This window comes from Stenotrophomonas sp. 93052_Sma, from assembly GCF_056481145.1.
On record NZ_CM151134.1, the window covers coordinates 1,463,911 to 1,478,749 of the forward strand.

Sequence of the window (14,839 nt, forward strand, 5' to 3'; positions counted from 1 at the left end):
ACTACTGTGGAGTTCAACGTAGTGGAGGACCGGCCATGTCCGAGGACGATGTCCACCTGAAGAAGTTCCAGAAGGAACTCAGCGCTGGAACGGTGTCGCTGGCCCTGCTGGCGGTGCTGGCCCGGGCTGGGGAGCCGCTGTACGGCTACCTGATCGCCAAGGAGCTGGAGCGGGTGGGCGAGGGCGTGCTGAGCGGCAAGCAGAGCGCGCTGTACCCGGTGCTGCGCAATCTGGAGGGCGCCGGCCTGCTGGAAAGCCATGTGGAGCCGTCCAGCAGCGGGCCGCCGCGGCGCTACTACCGCATCAATGAACGTGGCCGCGAGGTGCTGGCGCAGTGGCGCCAGGCGTGGCAGGCCACCCGTGATTCCGTCGATTCCGTGTTGGAGGGGGTACCGCAATGAACGACCCGAGCCTGGCAGGCCGCGCCCTGCCGACCACCATTCCGCAGTACCTGGCGCAGCTGCGCGCTGCGCTGGAAGGTGCCGATCCGGCGATGGTGCAGGACGCGTTGTACGACGCCGAGGAATACCTGCGCTCGGAGCTGGCGGCGCAGCCCGGCCGCAGCGAGGCCGAGGTGATCGCCGACGTTGCCGGCAGCTACGGTGCGCCGGAAGAAGTGGCCGAGATCTACCGCGAGACCGAAGTGACGGTGAATCGCGCGCTGCGCACGCCACGTGCGGATACCACGCCGGTGCTGCGTGCTGCGGCGGAAGCCAGTGGCGTCGAGCCGGCCGCGCCGCCGCCGGCGCCGGTGCAGCGCTCCCTGCTGGCGCGCTTCTTTGGCGTGGTGACCGACCCGCACACCTACGGTGCGCTGTTCTACATGCTGCTGTCGCTGGCCACCGGCATCTTCTTCTTCACCTGGGTGGTGACCGGCCTGTCTTTGTCGCTGGGCCTGTTGATCCTGATCATCGGCATTCCGCTGACCGTGCTGTTCTTCGGCTCGGTGCGCGGGCTGGCGCTGCTGGAAGGGCGGCTGGTGGAAGCGCTGCTGGGCGAGCGCATGCCGCGCCGCCCGCGCTACACCGACCGCAGCCGCACGTGGCTGCAGCGCATCGGCGACATGTTCACCGATGGCCGCACCTGGCTGACCCTGCTGTATTTCGTGCTGATGCTGCCGTTGGGCGTCATCTACTTCACCATCGCGGTGACGTTGCTGTCGCTGTCGCTGAGCCTGATCTGGGCGCCGGTCGCAGCGATCTTCAGTGGTGACATTCCGGGCGTGTACGTCGACGGCGTGAACGTGCTGCCGATGGCGGCCTCGCCGCTGGTGGCGATCGTGGTTGCCGCCGTGGGCGCGTTGCTGCTGCTGCTGACGATGCACCTGGCACGCGGCATCGGCAAGCTGCACGGACTGATCGCCAAGAACCTGCTGGTGCGGTTGTAAGCGGGAATCCACGCTTCGGTAGGCTTCGCTCTGGTAGGTGCCAACCTTGGTTGGCACGATCCATCAGTGCAGGGGCGCTTGGCGGAATTCGCTTTGGTAGGTGCCAACCTTGGTTGGCACAATCCTTCAGATACCGGGATTCAGGGTAGAGCGCCAACCAAGGTTGGCATCTACCAGGGCGTACCGACCAAGGTCGGCACCCACCCTGGGCGAGTTACCCCGCCTTTCGCCGCAACGGGGTAACGTTGCTCTTCTTCTTCGTGACCTTCGCCGCCGGTGCATCGGCATGCGCGGCGAAGAAGTCGCGCACCTTCGGGTACACCACTTCGCGCCAGCGACGGCCGCTGAAGATGCCGTAGTGGCCGGCACCTTCGACAATGAAATGCTCACGGCGGTCAGCGTCGATGCCGGTGCACAGCGCCTGCGCCGCTTCGGTCTGGCCGAGGCCGGCGATGTCGTCCAGCTCGCCTTCGATGCTCAGCAGCGCGGTGTCGCGGATCGCCGACGGATCGACCTTCTCGCCGTTGACCACCCACTCGCCACGCGGCAGCAGGAAGTCCTGGAACACCACGCGGATGGTATCGAGGTAGTACTTGGCCGGCATGTCCAGCACCGCGTTGTACTCGTCGTAGAAACGACGGTGCGCGTCGGCGTCTTCCAGGTCGCCCTTGACCAGGTCGGTGTAGAAGTCCCAGTGCGAGCTGAAGTGGCGGCTCGGGTTCATCGACAGGAAACCGGCGTGCTGCAGGAAGCCCGGGTACACGCGACGGCCGGCGCCGGGATAGCTGGCCGGCACGGTGTGGATGACGTTGTTCTCGAACCACGACAGCGGGTTCTGCGTGGCCAGGTTGTTCACTGCGGTCGGGCTGCAGCGTGCATCGATCGGGCCGCCCATCATCACCAGCGTGCGCGGCGTCGGCTCGCCACGGCTGGCCATCAGCGAAACCGCAGCCAGCACCGGTACGGTCGGCTGGCACACACTCACCACGTGCAGGCGCTCCACGCCGAGGTGGTGGATGAATTCCTGGATGTAGGCGATGTAGTCATCCAGGCCGAACTCGCCTTCGCTGGACGGCACCATGCGCGCGTCCATCCAGTCGGTGACGTACACGCGGTGGTCGCGCAGCAGCGTGCGCACGGTATCGCGCAGCAGCGTGGCATGGTGGCCGGACAGCGGCGCCACCACCAGCACGAACGGCTGATTGAGCATCGTGTGCAGCTGGTCGGCCTCATTGCTGTGGCGCTTGAAGCGCAGCAGCTTGCAGAACGGCTTGCTCACTTCCTCGTGCACGACGATCGGCACGCGCTCGCCCTCGACGTCGATTTCGTTGATGCCCCACTCGGGCTTCTCGTAATCCTTGCCGATGCGATGGAAGAGTTCATTGACCGCCGCCAGGCGATCAGCGCCGGGCATCTGCGACCACCAGTGGCCCGGGTTGGCGAAGAACCTGGCGTTGGCCTGGGCCTGGTGCACCCAGGGGGCGAGCAGGTTGCGGGTCAGTTCGTGCAGTTGATAGAGCATGACGACCGAATATGTATGGTCATATGTTGCCGCGCAGCATATCCCATCCGGGTGTCCCGCAGGTTAAGTTGGCTGAAAATAATGAATCCGGATTCACATCCGTTCCAGCGCGGCCGCATCGCCTGCCAGGGCGGGACCGAGCCAGCAATGCGACCCTACCGGCTGCAGGCCATGCCGGGCCAGCGTCCGCCGGTACCAGCGCGCCGGGCGGGCCTGGAAACCCTCGTGGTCGCCCTCGAACGCGTCCTCGGCGGCGAAGGTCTCCAGGAAGGCCACGCCGCCGGTCAGCTCCGCCACGCCGGCCAGTCCGGCACGCAGCTCACGGTCGGGCACGTAGTGCATCACGTCCGAGCAGACCAGCAGGTCGACCGGGGCGCAGGGCCGCAGCCAGGCGAAATCGCCGAAGCGGGCCAGGTGCAGGTTGCGGGTCCTCCCGTAGCGGCGCACAGCGTACTCGCTGCTGTCGAAGCCGAGGTATTCGACCTTCGGACGCAGCTTCAGCAGCGGCGCGCCAGGCGCCTTCGCCGCAGCCGATATCCAGCACGCTGCGGATCGGTCGCTCCAGGTAGTACTCGGCGCTGGCCACAGCCAATGCCACCTTGCGTGCCAGGCGGGCGCTGCCACCGATGTCGGCACGTCGGTACCAGCGTTGGAAGTAGGCGGCGTCGTAGGTCTTGTCCATGGGGCGGTGCACGATCGGGGAAAACGGCGCTTATCGTACGGCGTTGCGGCGTGCCATGCGTCGATGTGTCGCGGCGTGCGTGCCTGCGGCGGCCTTGCCACGGCATGCGAGAATGGCCGCCAACCTACGCCAGCCGCCGGAGCGAGCGCATGCAGAGCTATTACTGGGTCAAGACCTTCCACATCGTGTTCGTGGTGGCGTGGATGGCCACGGTGTTCTACCTGCCGCGCATCCTGGTGAATCTGGCCGAGACCGCAGGCCAGCCGGCGGTGACCGAGCGCCTGCAGCTGATGGGCCTGCGCCTGTACCGCTTCGGCCACTCGATGTTCGGGTTGGCATTCCTGCTGGGTCTGGTGCTGTGGCTGGGCTACAAGGTCATTCCGGATTTCCCGACGATGGTTGCCTCGGGCGGCGCCGGTTGGCTGCATGCCAAGCTGGGGCTGGTGGTGCTGCTGCTGGTGTACTTCAGCTGGATCGGGCGCCTGCTCAAGGGCGTGGCCAAGGGCAGGGCGCTGCCGTCGTCGCGCGCTGCGCTGGATCAACGAGATCCCGTTGCTGGCGTTCATTCCGATCGTGTGGCTGGTGCTGGCCAAGCCATTCTGAGATCCCGCTATCCGTAGAGCCATGCTTGGCTCTACGGGTTCGCGTGATTCTTCGCCAAAGCAGAGGCATCCACGCGTGGCGTGGATCTACTGGGTGCAGCTGTGGCTTTTGATGTTCAGGTCCGCCATGAGCGAGCCGAGCATCGCAGGTGAAACAGGGGCGAAGAGGCGCCGATGTTTGAGCGCAGCGAGTTCGGCGCCGTCCCCTGATTCACCGAGAAGCGCAGGGAACCGGTGCAAGGCACCGGCTCGCGTTCGGCGGCGTGTTCTTTGGTTACTTTCTTGCACGAGCAAGAAAGTAACAAGCCGATGAATCAGGCCGCTTCGTACGTGCCGTAGCTGCGCAGGCGGGCGTAGCGCTGTTCCAGCAGCTGCTCGGTGGACAGCTTGTCCAGCGCGTCCAGCTCGTTCAGCAGCACCGCCTTCAGGCGCTTGGCCATCTGCGTCGGGTTGCGGTGGGCGCCGCCGGTCGGCTCGCGCACGACCTTGTCGACCAGGCCCAGGCTCTTCAGGCGCGGGGCGGTCAGGCCCAGCTGTTCGGCGGCATCCTTGGCCTTGCCGGCATCCTTCCACAGGATCGAGGCGCAGCCTTCCGGGGTAATGGTCGAGTACACCGAGTACTCCAGCATCACGGTGCGGTCGCCCACGCCCAGCGCCAGCGCGCCGCCGGAGCCACCTTCACCGATCACGGTGCAGATGATCGGCACCTTCAGTTCGGCCATCTCGATCAGGTTGCGTGCGATCGCTTCGGACTGGCCACGCGATTCGGCATCGATGCCCGGCCAGGCGCCGGCGGTGTCGATCAGGGTCAGCACCGGCAGGCCGAAGCGCTCGGCCATCTTCATCAGGCGCAGGGCCTTGCGGTAGCCCTCCGGCTTGGGCATGCCGAAGTTGCGCTTGATCTTTTCCTTGGTGTCACGGCCCTTCTGGTGGCCGATCACCATCACCGCACGGCCGTTGATGCGGGCCAGGCCGCCCATGATCGCCTTGTCGTCGGCGAAGGCACGGTCGCCGGCCAGCTCCTGGAACTCATCGAACATGACGCGGAGGTAGTCGGCGGTGTACGGACGCGACGGATGACGGGCCAGCTGCAGCACCTGCCACGAGGTCAGGTTGCGGAAGATCTGCGCGGTGCGCATGCGCAGCTTGTCCTGCAGCGCGTGCACTTCCGCCTCGACATTGACCGCCGGCCCGGCACTGGCGTTGCGCAGTTCCTGGATCTTGGCTTCCAGGTCGGCGATGGGTTGCTCGAAGTCGAGGTAGTTCGGATTCATCGGAAGCCGTCGTGTAAAGAAGAGGGGAATTCTAGCCGAATGCGTGCAAACCACCCGTACGCCTTCGTCTGGAAGGCGACGGTAGCGCAGCCGGGCAGGGCGCGCCAGTCAGCTCAGGGCACTACCAGGGCGCTGCGGCCCATCAGCTGGCTGCGCTGGGAAACGAAGTCGTTGTAGGCCTCGTTGGCCTCCCGGCCCAGCCCGCTGCCCAGGGTGGCGGTGGCCGAGGTGAAGGCCATCTGCGCGGCGAAGTCCTGCTTGCGCAGGGCCTTCTGTTCATCGGCGGTGGTGGCCTTCAGCCAGCGCGCATAGACCTCGCGCAGCGGCGCGGCATGCGCCTCGAAGGCGGGCACCAGCGCCGGCAGGCTGGCCGGGGCCGGTTCCAGGCTGAACGCCGGGGCCACGTAGCCGGCCGGCTGCTCGCGCTTGAACGCACCGGGCTCGCCCATGCCTTCTTCCACGTAAGCGATGAAGTCCGGCGCGGTGAACACCTTGGCCACGATCTGGCCGCCGCTGGAATCGACGTGGGCGACCACCTTTTCCTTGGGGAACGGTTCGCGCACGCCGTAGGTCCAGGTCTTGTCGATGAACAGGTCGTGGCGCTTCTCGAACGGGCCTTCGAAGTCGACGCCGCCCAGCTCGATGCCGGCCTTGCCGGTGCCGAAGTTCTTCAGCTTGCTCTCGTCGGTGACGTAGATCTCGCGGGCGATCACGTACTCGCTCAGGGTCGGGTTGATCAGGCCACCACGACCGTCGACGTAGACGATGAAGCGCACGTCGCCGAGCTTTTCGGTGTGCAGGCGATGTTCGCCGACGGCCAGCGAAATCGGGCGCGAGCCCTGTGCGGCCACCGGCAGGTCCTTGCCATCGATGCTCAGTGCCAGCGGCGTGTCGGTCGGGTTGTCGATCTGGAACTCGACCTTCGAGGGCGAACAGGCGGCCAGGGCCAGCGCGGCGGCGAACGGGAACAGCAGGGTCTTCATTGGCAATCGTCCTTGATGACTGGAACGGGAAAAACAGGAATACGGAGGAGCCGACCTCAGCTGGCCCACGGTGGGCTGTAGCGCACTTTCAGCGTGCGCACGGCGGGGTCGGCGCGCAGCGCCTCCATCAACTTGGAATCGATGCGCACCGCGCTCTGCCCGGAAACATCGAGCATGCCGGCGACGCCGCCGTGCGGGCCCTTCAGCAGCAGGTCCAGGCGCAGCGGCGTGCGCCCCGGGCGATGGCGGTCCAGCAGCGCATTGACGCGCTCCCAGACCGGGCGCTGCTGGCGCAGGTCCAGGCGCAGCGACAGCCGCGTGGCGTAGTTGGCGCAGACTTCGTCGAAGTCCCAGCATTGGCGGATGCGCAATGCGTAGCCGCCGTTGAACTCGTCCTCGCGCAGGCCGCCCTTGACCACCAGGATGCGGTCCTTGGTCATCAGGTGCCCGAACTCGGCCATCGCGTCGGAGAACGCGCTGCACTCGACGCGGCCGCGGCCATCTTCCAGCTGGATGAAGATCTGGCTCTCGCCCTTGCGACGCACACCGACCACCTGGCCGGCCAGCACGGTCTGTACTTCCGGGCGCCAGCGCTTTTCGCCGCCGCCGCCACCACCGCTGTTGGCGCTCCAGATCTTCTCCACCGAACCCAGGTCGTTGCCGACCAGATCGCGTACATCGTCGCGCCATGGATCGAACGGGTGGCCACTGAGATAGAAGCCCAGCGTGTCGCGCTCGCCGTTGAGGCGCTGCAGCAGCGGCCATTCTTCGGCTTCGGGCAGGTCCAGCTGGATCGTGGTCGCGCTCGGGTCCGGGCCACCGAACAGCGAGTTCTGTCCCGAAGCGCGCTCGCGGGCCATCTGGTCGGTAGCCTTGATCACCTCCGGCAGCTGCAGCATCAGCGAGGCACGGTTGCGGCCAAGCTCGTCCAACGCACCACAGTTGATCATCGCTTCCAGCGTGCGCCGGTTGAGCTTGGCCGAGCCGACGCGGGTGCAGAAGTCGAGCAGGTCCTTGAATGGGCCGCCCTTCAGTCGCTCCTCGACCACCGCCTCGCAGGCACCCTGGCCGACGCCCTTGATCGCACCGAGGCCGTACTGGATGGTGTCCGGGGTCACCGCTTCGAACATGAAGGCCGACTGGTTCACCTTGGGCGGCAGCACGGTCAGGCCGAGGTTGCGCACCTCGTCGAGGAAGCCGACCACCTTGTCGGTGTTGTCCAGATCGGACGACAGCGTGGCCGCCATGAACTCGGCCGGGTAATGGCGTTTCAGCCATGCGGTCTGGTAACTGACCAGCGCGTAGGCGGCGGCGTGCGACTTGTTGAAGCCGTAGCCGGCGAACTTCTCCATCAGGTCGAAGATCGCGTCGGCCTTGGCTTCGTCCACGCCGTCCTTGGCCGCTCCTTCGCGGAAGATCTCGCGGTGCTTGGCCATTTCGGCCGGCACCTTCTTGCCCATCGCACGGCGCAGCAGGTCGGCGCCGCCCAGCGAGTAGCCGCCGACGATCTGCGCCATCTGCATCACCTGCTCCTGGTACACCATGATGCCGTAGGTGTCCTTCAGGATCGCTTCGGTGCGCGGATCGGGATAGATGATTTCTTCCTGGCCGTGCTTACGCGCGTTGAAGGACGGAATCAGGTCCATCGGGCCGGGTCGGTACAGCGACACCAGCGCGATCAGGTCTTCGAAACGGTCGGGGCGCGCGTCCTTCAGCAGGCGGCGCATGCCCGAGGATTCGAACTGGAACACCGCGCCGGTGTTGCCGTTGGCGAAGATGTCCTTGTAGGTGGGCGTGTCGTCCAGCGGGATCGCGGCGATGTCCACCGGCGGGATGCCGGCGCGCTCATGGCGCTTGTTGATCGCCTTCACCGCCCAGTCGATGATGGTCAGCGTGCGCAGGCCAAGGAAGTCGAACTTCACCAGGCCCACTTCTTCCACGTCGTTCTTGTCGAACTGGGTGACCGGGTTCTTGCCGAGTCCGTTCTCGTCGTGTTCGGCGTACAGCGGGCAGAACTCGCTAAGCGGCTCCGGCCCGATCACCACGCCACCGGCATGCTTGCCGGCGTTGCGGGTCAGGTCTTCCAGCTGCAGCGCCAGATCGATCAGGTCGCGGACATCGTCCTCGGTCTCGTAGCGCTGGATCAGTTCGGCCGACGCCATTTCCGAGCTCGGGCCTTCCTTGCCCTTGCCCAGCGCATCCTTCAGGTGGATGCCGAGGATGTTCGGGATCAGCTTGGAGACACCGTCGACCAGGCCGTACGGGAAACCGAGCACGCGGCCGGAGTCGCGCACCACCGCCTTGGCGGCCATGGTGCCGTAGGTGATGATCTGGCTGACGCGCTCGCGCCCGTACTTGCGCGCGACGTAGTCGATCACCTCGTCGCGGCGGTCCATGCAGAAGTCGATGTCGAAGTCGGGCATCGACACGCGTTCCGGATTGAGGAATCGCTCGAACAGCAGGTTGTACGGCAGCGGGTCCAGATCGGTGATCTTCAGCGCCCACGCCACCAGCGAACCGGCACCCGAACCACGGCCGGGGCCGATCGGAATGCCCTGGTTCTTGCCCCACTGGATGAAGTCGGCCACGATCAGGAAGTAGCCCGGGAAGCCCATCTTGATGATGGTGTTGAGCTCGAATTCCAGGCGCTCGAAGTACTCTTCGCGGGTCTTGCCCGGCGCCAGTGGATTCTTCTCCAGGCGCTCTTCCAGGCCATCGCGCGACATCTTCTGGATCCAGGTGTCCAGGGTCTCGTCGTCCGGCACCGGGTAGTTGGGCAGGAAGTAGGTGCCCAGCCGCATCTCGATGTTGCAGCGCTCGGCCAGCGCCAGCGTGTTGTCGATCGCATCGGGGATGTCGGCGAACAGCGCGCACATCTCCTCGGCCGACTTCAGGTACTGCTGGTCGCTGTATTCGCGCGGGCGCTTGGGGTCGTCCAGCACGCGGCCGGTGGAAATGCACACGCGCGCTTCGTGCGCGCTGAAATCCGTCGGCGACAGGAAGCGCACGTCGTTGCTGGCCACCACCGGCAGGCCACGCTGGCCGGCGGCCATCAGCGCGAACTGGTTGAAGGTTTCTTCGCCCTCGCGGCCGGTGCGGGTCAGCTCCAGGTGCAGGCCGTCGCCGAACACGCGTTGCCAGTCGGCCAGCTGCTGCTCCGCCAGTTCATGCTTGCCGTCCAACGCCAGGCGCCCGGCCAGGCTCTGCCGGCCAGCGAGTGCGAACAGGTTGGCGTTGCCGGCCTTCAGCCAGTCCGGGTGGACGGCCACACCGCCTTCCGGACGATGACCTTCCATCCAGGCGCGGGTTAGCAGCCGCGACAGGCTCAGGTAGCCCTCACGGTCGCGGCACAGCAGGGTCATCCGCCACGGGTCCTGGCCTTCCTCGGCGATCAGTACATCGGCGCCGGCGATCGGCTTGATGCCCACGCCTTCGGCGGCCTTGTAGAACTTGACCAGGGCGAACAGGTTGTTGAGGTCGGTCACCGCCAGCGCGGGCAGGCCGAGCTCGACCGAGCGCGACAGCAGGTTGGCCTGCTTGGCCTTCTTCGGGTCCGCCTGGTCGGGCTTGGCCGGCACGCGGATGGTCGAGTCCGCCAGCGAGAACTCGGTGTGGACGTGGAGATGTACGAAGCGGGAGTTGGACATGCCGGACCAGGTTGGAGCGCGCGGGCCCCGGGTGCTGACGGAAGATCGTCGCCGGGGTCGGGATGCGCTGGAGTGCCCGGTCAGGGTAGCGAGGGCAGGGGGAAGCGACAAGGACTTGACGGTGCGCCGATTGCGCGAATGTCGCCGGGCATGGCCCGGCGCCAGCGGAGGCGTTCACATTGCCGTGAAAGCGCCGGACGATACCCGGCAGCCGTTGTTCAAGCGATGGCTGTGATCGCGGGGGCTGGCGCTGTTTCCAGGCACTCGCGCACCGGGGCGAAGCTGCGCCGGTGCTCCACGCAGGGGCCGTGCTCGCGCAGGGCGGCCAGGTGGGCCGGGGTGCCGTAGCCCTTGTGCTGCTCGAAGCCGTACTGCGGATGGCGGGCATGCACCTCCTGCATGTAGCGGTCGCGCGAGACCTTGGCCAGGATCGAGGCGGCCATGATCGCGCGGTCGATGCCATCGCCGCCGACCAGCGCCTGCGCCGGCAGTACCAGCCCCTTGGGCACCACGTTGCCATCGATGCGCGCGAAGCCGGCCACGTGGGCGACCGCTGCGACCACGTCGCGCATGCCCTGCAGGGTGGCCTGGTAGATGTTCAGACGGTCGATGGTGTCCACGTCCACCAGCACCACATGCCAGGCCAGGGCGCGCTCGATGATGCGGTCATGCAGCTGCTCGCGGCGCGCCGCGGTCAGCTGCTTGGAATCGTCCAGGCCGTTGATGCGCGGCCGTGCCGGGTCGAACACCACGGCCGCCACCGCGACCGGCCCGGCCAGCGGGCCACGACCGGCTTCGTCGACGCCGGCGACCAGGCGCTCCGGCTCGACCACCGCCGCGCCATCGAACAGGGTCAGGCTGGCCGCTGCGGCATGGCGGCGGCTCATGCCTGGGCCTGGTCGCGCATCAGCAGCTCGCCGACGGCGTCGGCGGCACGTGCCGACGCATTGCGGCGCAGGCGCTCATGCAGGCGGGCATAGGTGTCCTGCAGGTCGGTCACCCGCTGCGGGTGGTCGAACCATTGCTGGATGGCCGCAGCCAGCTTGTCCGGCGTGCAGTCATGCTGCATCAGCTCCGGTGCCAGGTCCTGGCCGGCCAGGATGTTGGGCAGGGCGAAGCGGTCGACCTTGATCAGGCCGAATGCCTTGACCAGACGGTAGGTCAGCTCGTTGACACGGTAGCCGACCACCATCGGCCGCTTCACCAGCATGGCCTCCAGGGTCGCGGTACCGGACGCCAGCACCACCACGTCGGCCGCGATCATGGCGTTGCGCGCCTGGCCGTCGAGCACATGCGAGTACGCGACCGGCAGCGCCGAGCGCGACAGCTGCTCTTCGATCAGCCGCTTGCATGCGGGGTTGGCGGCAGGCACCACCACGTGCAGGCCGGGGATGCGCTCGGAGACCTGCCAGGCGGCTTCGAAGAAGGGTTCACCGAGGCGCGAGATTTCACCCAGGCGGCTGCCTGGCAACACCGCCAGCACCTTGGCCGATGTCGGCAGGCCAAGCGCGGCGCGCTTCCTCGCGGTTGCCCTGCAGGGGGATGTCATCGGCCATCGGATGGCCAACGAAACGCGCGTCGATGCCGTGTTTGGCATAGATGGGCGGCTCCATCGGGAACAGGCACAGCACCAGGTCGGCGCTGCTGCCGATCTTCTCGGCGCGCTTCTCGCGCCAGGCCCAGACCGAGGGGCTGACGTAGTGCACGGTGCGCACGCCGCGCTGCTTCAGCCAGCGTTCGATGCCCAGGTTGAAGTCGGGCGCGTCGATGCCGATGAACACGTCCGGCTGCCATTCCAGCGCACGCTGGCGGAACGCGGAACGCAGTTTGAGCAGGCGTGGCAGGTGGCGCAGTACTTCGGTCAGGCCCATCACCGCCAGCTCGCTGGCATCGTGCCAGGTCAGGCAGCCGGCGCTACGCATGGCATCGCCACCGATGCCGGCGAATTCGGCATTTGGAAAGCGTGCCTTCAGTTCGCGCACCAGGCCCGCACCCAGCAGATCACCGGAGGCCTCACCGGCCACCAGCGCGATCCGCAACGGGCGCTCGCTGAGCACCCGCTGCGCGGGGACGCTGCCGGCCATCGAGGCCAGCGGAATCACGGCGGCGCCGGCCGGCGCCTGGCCGGTCGTGCTGCTCATCGCAGCAAGGGCCTCTCGGCGTGCTCGATGAAGTCCAGCATGGCCTTCACGTCATCGCTGTCGCGCGCCTGTTCGGTCAGCTGCACCTTGGCTTCGGCCAGTGGCAGGCCCGCCACGTACAGCGTGCGGTAGGCACGCTTGATGGCGGAAATGCGCTCGGCGTCGAAGCCGCGGCGTTTCAGGCCTTCGCTGTTGATGCCGCGCGGGCGGCCCAACGAATCGGTGCCGACCATGGTGAACGGCGGAACATCGCCATTGGTCAGCGCGCCCATGCCGAGGAAGGCATGCGCGCCGATCCGGCAGAACTGGTGGGCCCCGGCGAAGCCGCTGATGATCACGTAGTCACCCACGGTCACGTGGCCGGCCAGGGTGGTGTTGTTGGAGAACACGCAGAAGTTGCCGACATGGCAGTCATGCGCCACGTGCGTGTAGGCCAGCATCCAGTTGTCGTCGCCGATGGTGGTGATGCCGCCGCCGCCGCCGGTGCCACGGTTCAGCGTGACGAACTCGCGGAACACATTGCGGTCGCCGATCACCAGCTCGGTGCGCTCCCCTGCATACTTCTTGTCCTGCGGTTCGCCACCGACGGCTGCGTGGCCGATGAAGCGGTTGTCGCGGCCGATCTTCGTCGGGCCGTGGATGCTGCAGTGGGGGCCGATCACCGTGCCGGCACCGATTTCCACATCGGCCCCGATCAGGGTGAACGCGCCCACCTGGACGTCATCGGCCAGGCGCGCGGCCGGGTCGATGACGGCGGTCGGGTGGATCCGCGGTGCGTTGTCAGTCATTCCTGCCTCCAGTGGATCAGCCCTTGGCGCCGGCGCACATGACTTCGGCCGAGGCAACGACTTCACCGTTGACCTTGGCTTCGCCGTAGTACCAGCCCATGTTGCGGATCAGGCGCTTCATCTGCACATCCAGCATCAGCACGTCGCCGGGAACGACCTGCTTGTTGAAGCGGGCGTTTTCCACCTTGACCATGTAGAACAGCTTGGACTGCGAGTCACGGCCGAGCGTGAGCTGGGTCATCACGCCACCGGCCTGCGCCAGCGCTTCGATGATCAGCACGCCGGGCATGATCGGGCGGCCCGGGAAGTGGCCCTGGAAGAACGGCTCGTTGATGCTGACGTTCTTCTGCGCAAGGATGCGCTTGGCGTCGATGTCGAGCTCAAGCACCCGGTCCACCAGCAGGAACGGGTAGCGGTGCGGGAGCAGTTCCTGGATCTGGCAGACGTCGATCGGAAGCTGCAGCGTGTCGTTCATTCTTTCTCCTTGCCAGCAGCCAGGACGCGGCGAGCCAATGCGTCCAGCTGCTTGAAGCGCGCGGCGTTCTTGCGCCACGTGCGGTTGTCGGTCAACGGGGTGCCGGACGAGTACTCGCCCGGCTCATGGATGGAATTGCGGACCACCGACTTGCCGGTGATCACGACCTTGTCGCAGATCTCGAGGTGGCCGACCACGCCAACGTGGCCGCCGAGCAGGCAGTAGCGGCCGATCTTGGCGCTGCCGGCGATGCCGGTGCAGCCGGCAATGGCCGAGTGCGCACCGATCTGCACGTTGTGCGCGATCTGCACCAGGTTGTCCAGGCGCACGTCTTCGTCCAGCACGGTGTCTTCCAGCGCACCACGGTCGACGCAGGTGTTGGCGCCGATCTCGCAGTCATCGCCGATGCGCACGCCGCCGAGCTGCGGCACCTTGATCCACTTGCCGGCGTCCATGGCCAGGCCGAAGCCATCGGCGCCGAGCACGGCACCGGGATGCACACGAACCCGCTTGCCGAGCTTGACCCGGGTGACCAGGGTGACCCGCGCGATCAGTTCGCAGCCGTTGTCCAGGCTGCAGTCTTCGCCGATCACGCTGCCGGTGCCGATGATGCAGTTTTCGCCGACCACGCTGCGTGCGCCGACGGAGACGAACGGGCCGATATGCGCGCTGGCGGCGACCTGCGCGCTGGGATCGATGACGGCGCTGGGGTGGATGCCCGGCGGGCGCGTCGGCGCGATGTCGAACAGCGCGGCGATCTTGGCGAAGGTGGTGTACGGGTCCTTGGCCACGAGCGCGGCGCCGGGGGCGGCCTCGGCGTCGTCGGCACGCAGGACCACCAGCGAGGCCTGGCTGTCGGCCAGTTGGGCGCGGTAGCGCGGGTTGGCGAGGAAGGTCAGCTGGCCAGGACCGGCATGGGCGAGGGTGGCCACGCCATGGATGGCGGTGGCGGGGTCGCCATGGACCTGCAGGCCGAACTGCTCGGCGAGTTGCTGGGCGGTGTAGGTGGGAGTATTCACGGCGGGAGTTTAACGTGTGACGGCATTGCGGTCATGCGGGGCGGTCATGCAGCCAACGGCAGGGCCCCTCGCGGCCGGCAGAGCCAGTGTCATGGGCTGGGTCGGACGGGGCGGGGCTGCGGGGGGCGGCGCAAGTACGTCCATGTAGCCTTGGTCGCCGCATCCATGCGGCTCACACCCCCGCAGCCCCACCCCGTCCGACCTCCGAGGGCGTGGCGCGAGTGCCAGCCACGGAAAAACAGAAAAGATCAAAAGCAGAGCGGGCGCTTCCGGCATCCAGGCCAAACGAAAACGCCGGGCAGAGCCCGGCGCTTCGCAT

10 protein-coding genes and 3 pseudogenes are annotated in these 14,839 nt (G+C 66.9%); 3 read left to right on the forward strand and 10 right to left on the reverse strand.

The features are described from left to right. The first annotated feature begins 35 nt into the window (after nt 1–35). Nucleotides 36–401, forward strand: a complete 366-nt coding sequence (locus ACZK2V_RS06855) for a PadR family transcriptional regulator (RefSeq protein ID WP_004150914.1) — start codon at nt 36–38, stop codon at nt 399–401. Then, complete coding sequence (locus tag ACZK2V_RS06860) at nt 398–1,387, forward strand: sensor domain-containing protein (protein ID WP_049421665.1); 990 nt, start codon at nt 398–400, stop codon at nt 1,385–1,387. The genes ACZK2V_RS06855 and ACZK2V_RS06860 overlap by 4 nt, the downstream gene beginning before the upstream one ends. Before the next feature lie 214 nt (nt 1,388–1,601). Here the strand turns inward: ACZK2V_RS06860 and ACZK2V_RS06865 are convergent, their stop codons facing one another. Further along, entirely contained in the window at nt 1,602–2,909 is a 1,308-nt protein-coding gene (locus ACZK2V_RS06865) for a polyhydroxyalkanoate depolymerase (RefSeq protein ID WP_486323049.1), read from the reverse strand. Between the two features lie 93 nt (nt 2,910–3,002). Continuing rightward, a pseudogene (locus ACZK2V_RS06870) lies at nt 3,003–3,591 on the reverse strand (class I SAM-dependent DNA methyltransferase). Nucleotides 3,592–3,740: 149 nt separating this feature from the next. Between ACZK2V_RS06870 and ACZK2V_RS06875 the strand changes: the two are divergent. Beyond that, nucleotides 3,741–4,194: pseudogene (locus ACZK2V_RS06875) on the forward strand (CopD family protein). 313 nt (nt 4,195–4,507) lie between these two features. On the opposite strand, the gene ACZK2V_RS06880 reads toward ACZK2V_RS06875, so the two are convergent. The 8 genes and pseudogenes from ACZK2V_RS06880 to lpxD form a co-directional block, all read right to left on the reverse strand. After that, a complete protein-coding gene (locus ACZK2V_RS06880) occupies nt 4,508–5,467 on the reverse strand; it encodes an acetyl-CoA carboxylase carboxyltransferase subunit alpha (protein ID WP_032128332.1) in 960 nt (319 codons plus the stop codon). A 113-nt stretch (nt 5,468–5,580) separates the two neighbouring features. Next, nucleotides 5,581–6,450: a hypothetical protein gene (locus ACZK2V_RS06885; RefSeq protein ID WP_049461546.1), complete on the reverse strand. Its 870-nt coding sequence runs from the start codon at nt 6,448–6,450 to the stop codon at nt 5,581–5,583. A gap of 56 nt (nt 6,451–6,506) precedes the next feature. Next, complete coding sequence (gene dnaE, locus ACZK2V_RS06890) at nt 6,507–10,097, reverse strand: DNA polymerase III subunit alpha (RefSeq protein ID WP_486323050.1); 3,591 nt, start codon at nt 10,095–10,097, stop codon at nt 6,507–6,509. A gap of 218 nt (nt 10,098–10,315) precedes the next feature. Then, nucleotides 10,316–10,984, reverse strand: a complete 669-nt coding sequence (locus ACZK2V_RS06895; protein WP_049461544.1) for a ribonuclease HII — start codon at nt 10,982–10,984, stop codon at nt 10,316–10,318. After that, nucleotides 10,981–12,181, reverse strand: a pseudogene (gene lpxB / locus ACZK2V_RS06900) (lipid-A-disaccharide synthase). The gene ACZK2V_RS06895 and the pseudogene lpxB overlap by 4 nt, the downstream one beginning before the upstream one ends. 53 nt (nt 12,182–12,234) lie before the next feature. After that, entirely contained in the window at nt 12,235–13,026 is a 792-nt protein-coding gene (gene lpxA / locus ACZK2V_RS06905) for an acyl-ACP--UDP-N-acetylglucosamine O-acyltransferase (protein ID WP_032128327.1), read from the reverse strand. 16 nt (nt 13,027–13,042) lie between these two features. Next, nucleotides 13,043–13,501 (reverse strand): 3-hydroxyacyl-ACP dehydratase FabZ, encoded by a 459-nt coding sequence (fabZ, locus tag ACZK2V_RS06910; RefSeq protein ID WP_032128326.1) that lies wholly within the window; start codon nt 13,499–13,501, stop codon nt 13,043–13,045. Continuing rightward, nucleotides 13,498–14,520 (reverse strand): UDP-3-O-(3-hydroxymyristoyl)glucosamine N-acyltransferase, encoded by a 1,023-nt coding sequence (gene lpxD, locus ACZK2V_RS06915; RefSeq protein WP_010486339.1) that lies wholly within the window; start codon nt 14,518–14,520, stop codon nt 13,498–13,500. The genes fabZ and lpxD overlap by 4 nt, the downstream gene beginning before the upstream one ends. Nucleotides 14,521–14,839 lie beyond the last annotated feature (319 nt).

What these genes read in the sequence shown, in the direction of transcription:
- ACZK2V_RS06880 (WP_032128332.1), bottom strand. Translation starts at nt 5,467, where the DNA reads ATGAATCCGAACTACCTCGACTTCGAGCAACCCATCGCCGACCTGGAA.
- ACZK2V_RS06885 (WP_049461546.1), bottom strand. Translation starts at nt 6,450, where the DNA reads ATGAAGACCCTGCTGTTCCCGTTCGCCGCCGCGCTGGCCCTGGCCGCC.
- ACZK2V_RS06865 (WP_486323049.1), bottom strand. Translation starts at nt 2,909, where the DNA reads ATGCTCTATCAACTGCACGAACTGACCCGCAACCTGCTCGCCCCCTGG.
- ACZK2V_RS06860 (WP_049421665.1), top strand. Translation starts at nt 398, where the DNA reads ATGAACGACCCGAGCCTGGCAGGCCGCGCCCTGCCGACCACCATTCCG.
- ACZK2V_RS06895 (WP_049461544.1), bottom strand. Translation starts at nt 10,984, where the DNA reads ATGAGCCGCCGCCATGCCGCAGCGGCCAGCCTGACCCTGTTCGATGGC.
- dnaE (WP_486323050.1), bottom strand. Translation starts at nt 10,097, where the DNA reads ATGTCCAACTCCCGCTTCGTACATCTCCACGTCCACACCGAGTTCTCG.
- fabZ (WP_032128326.1), bottom strand. Translation starts at nt 13,501, where the DNA reads ATGAACGACACGCTGCAGCTTCCGATCGACGTCTGCCAGATCCAGGAA.
- ACZK2V_RS06855 (WP_004150914.1), top strand. Translation starts at nt 36, where the DNA reads ATGTCCGAGGACGATGTCCACCTGAAGAAGTTCCAGAAGGAACTCAGC.
- lpxA (WP_032128327.1), bottom strand. Translation starts at nt 13,026, where the DNA reads ATGACTGACAACGCACCGCGGATCCACCCGACCGCCGTCATCGACCCG.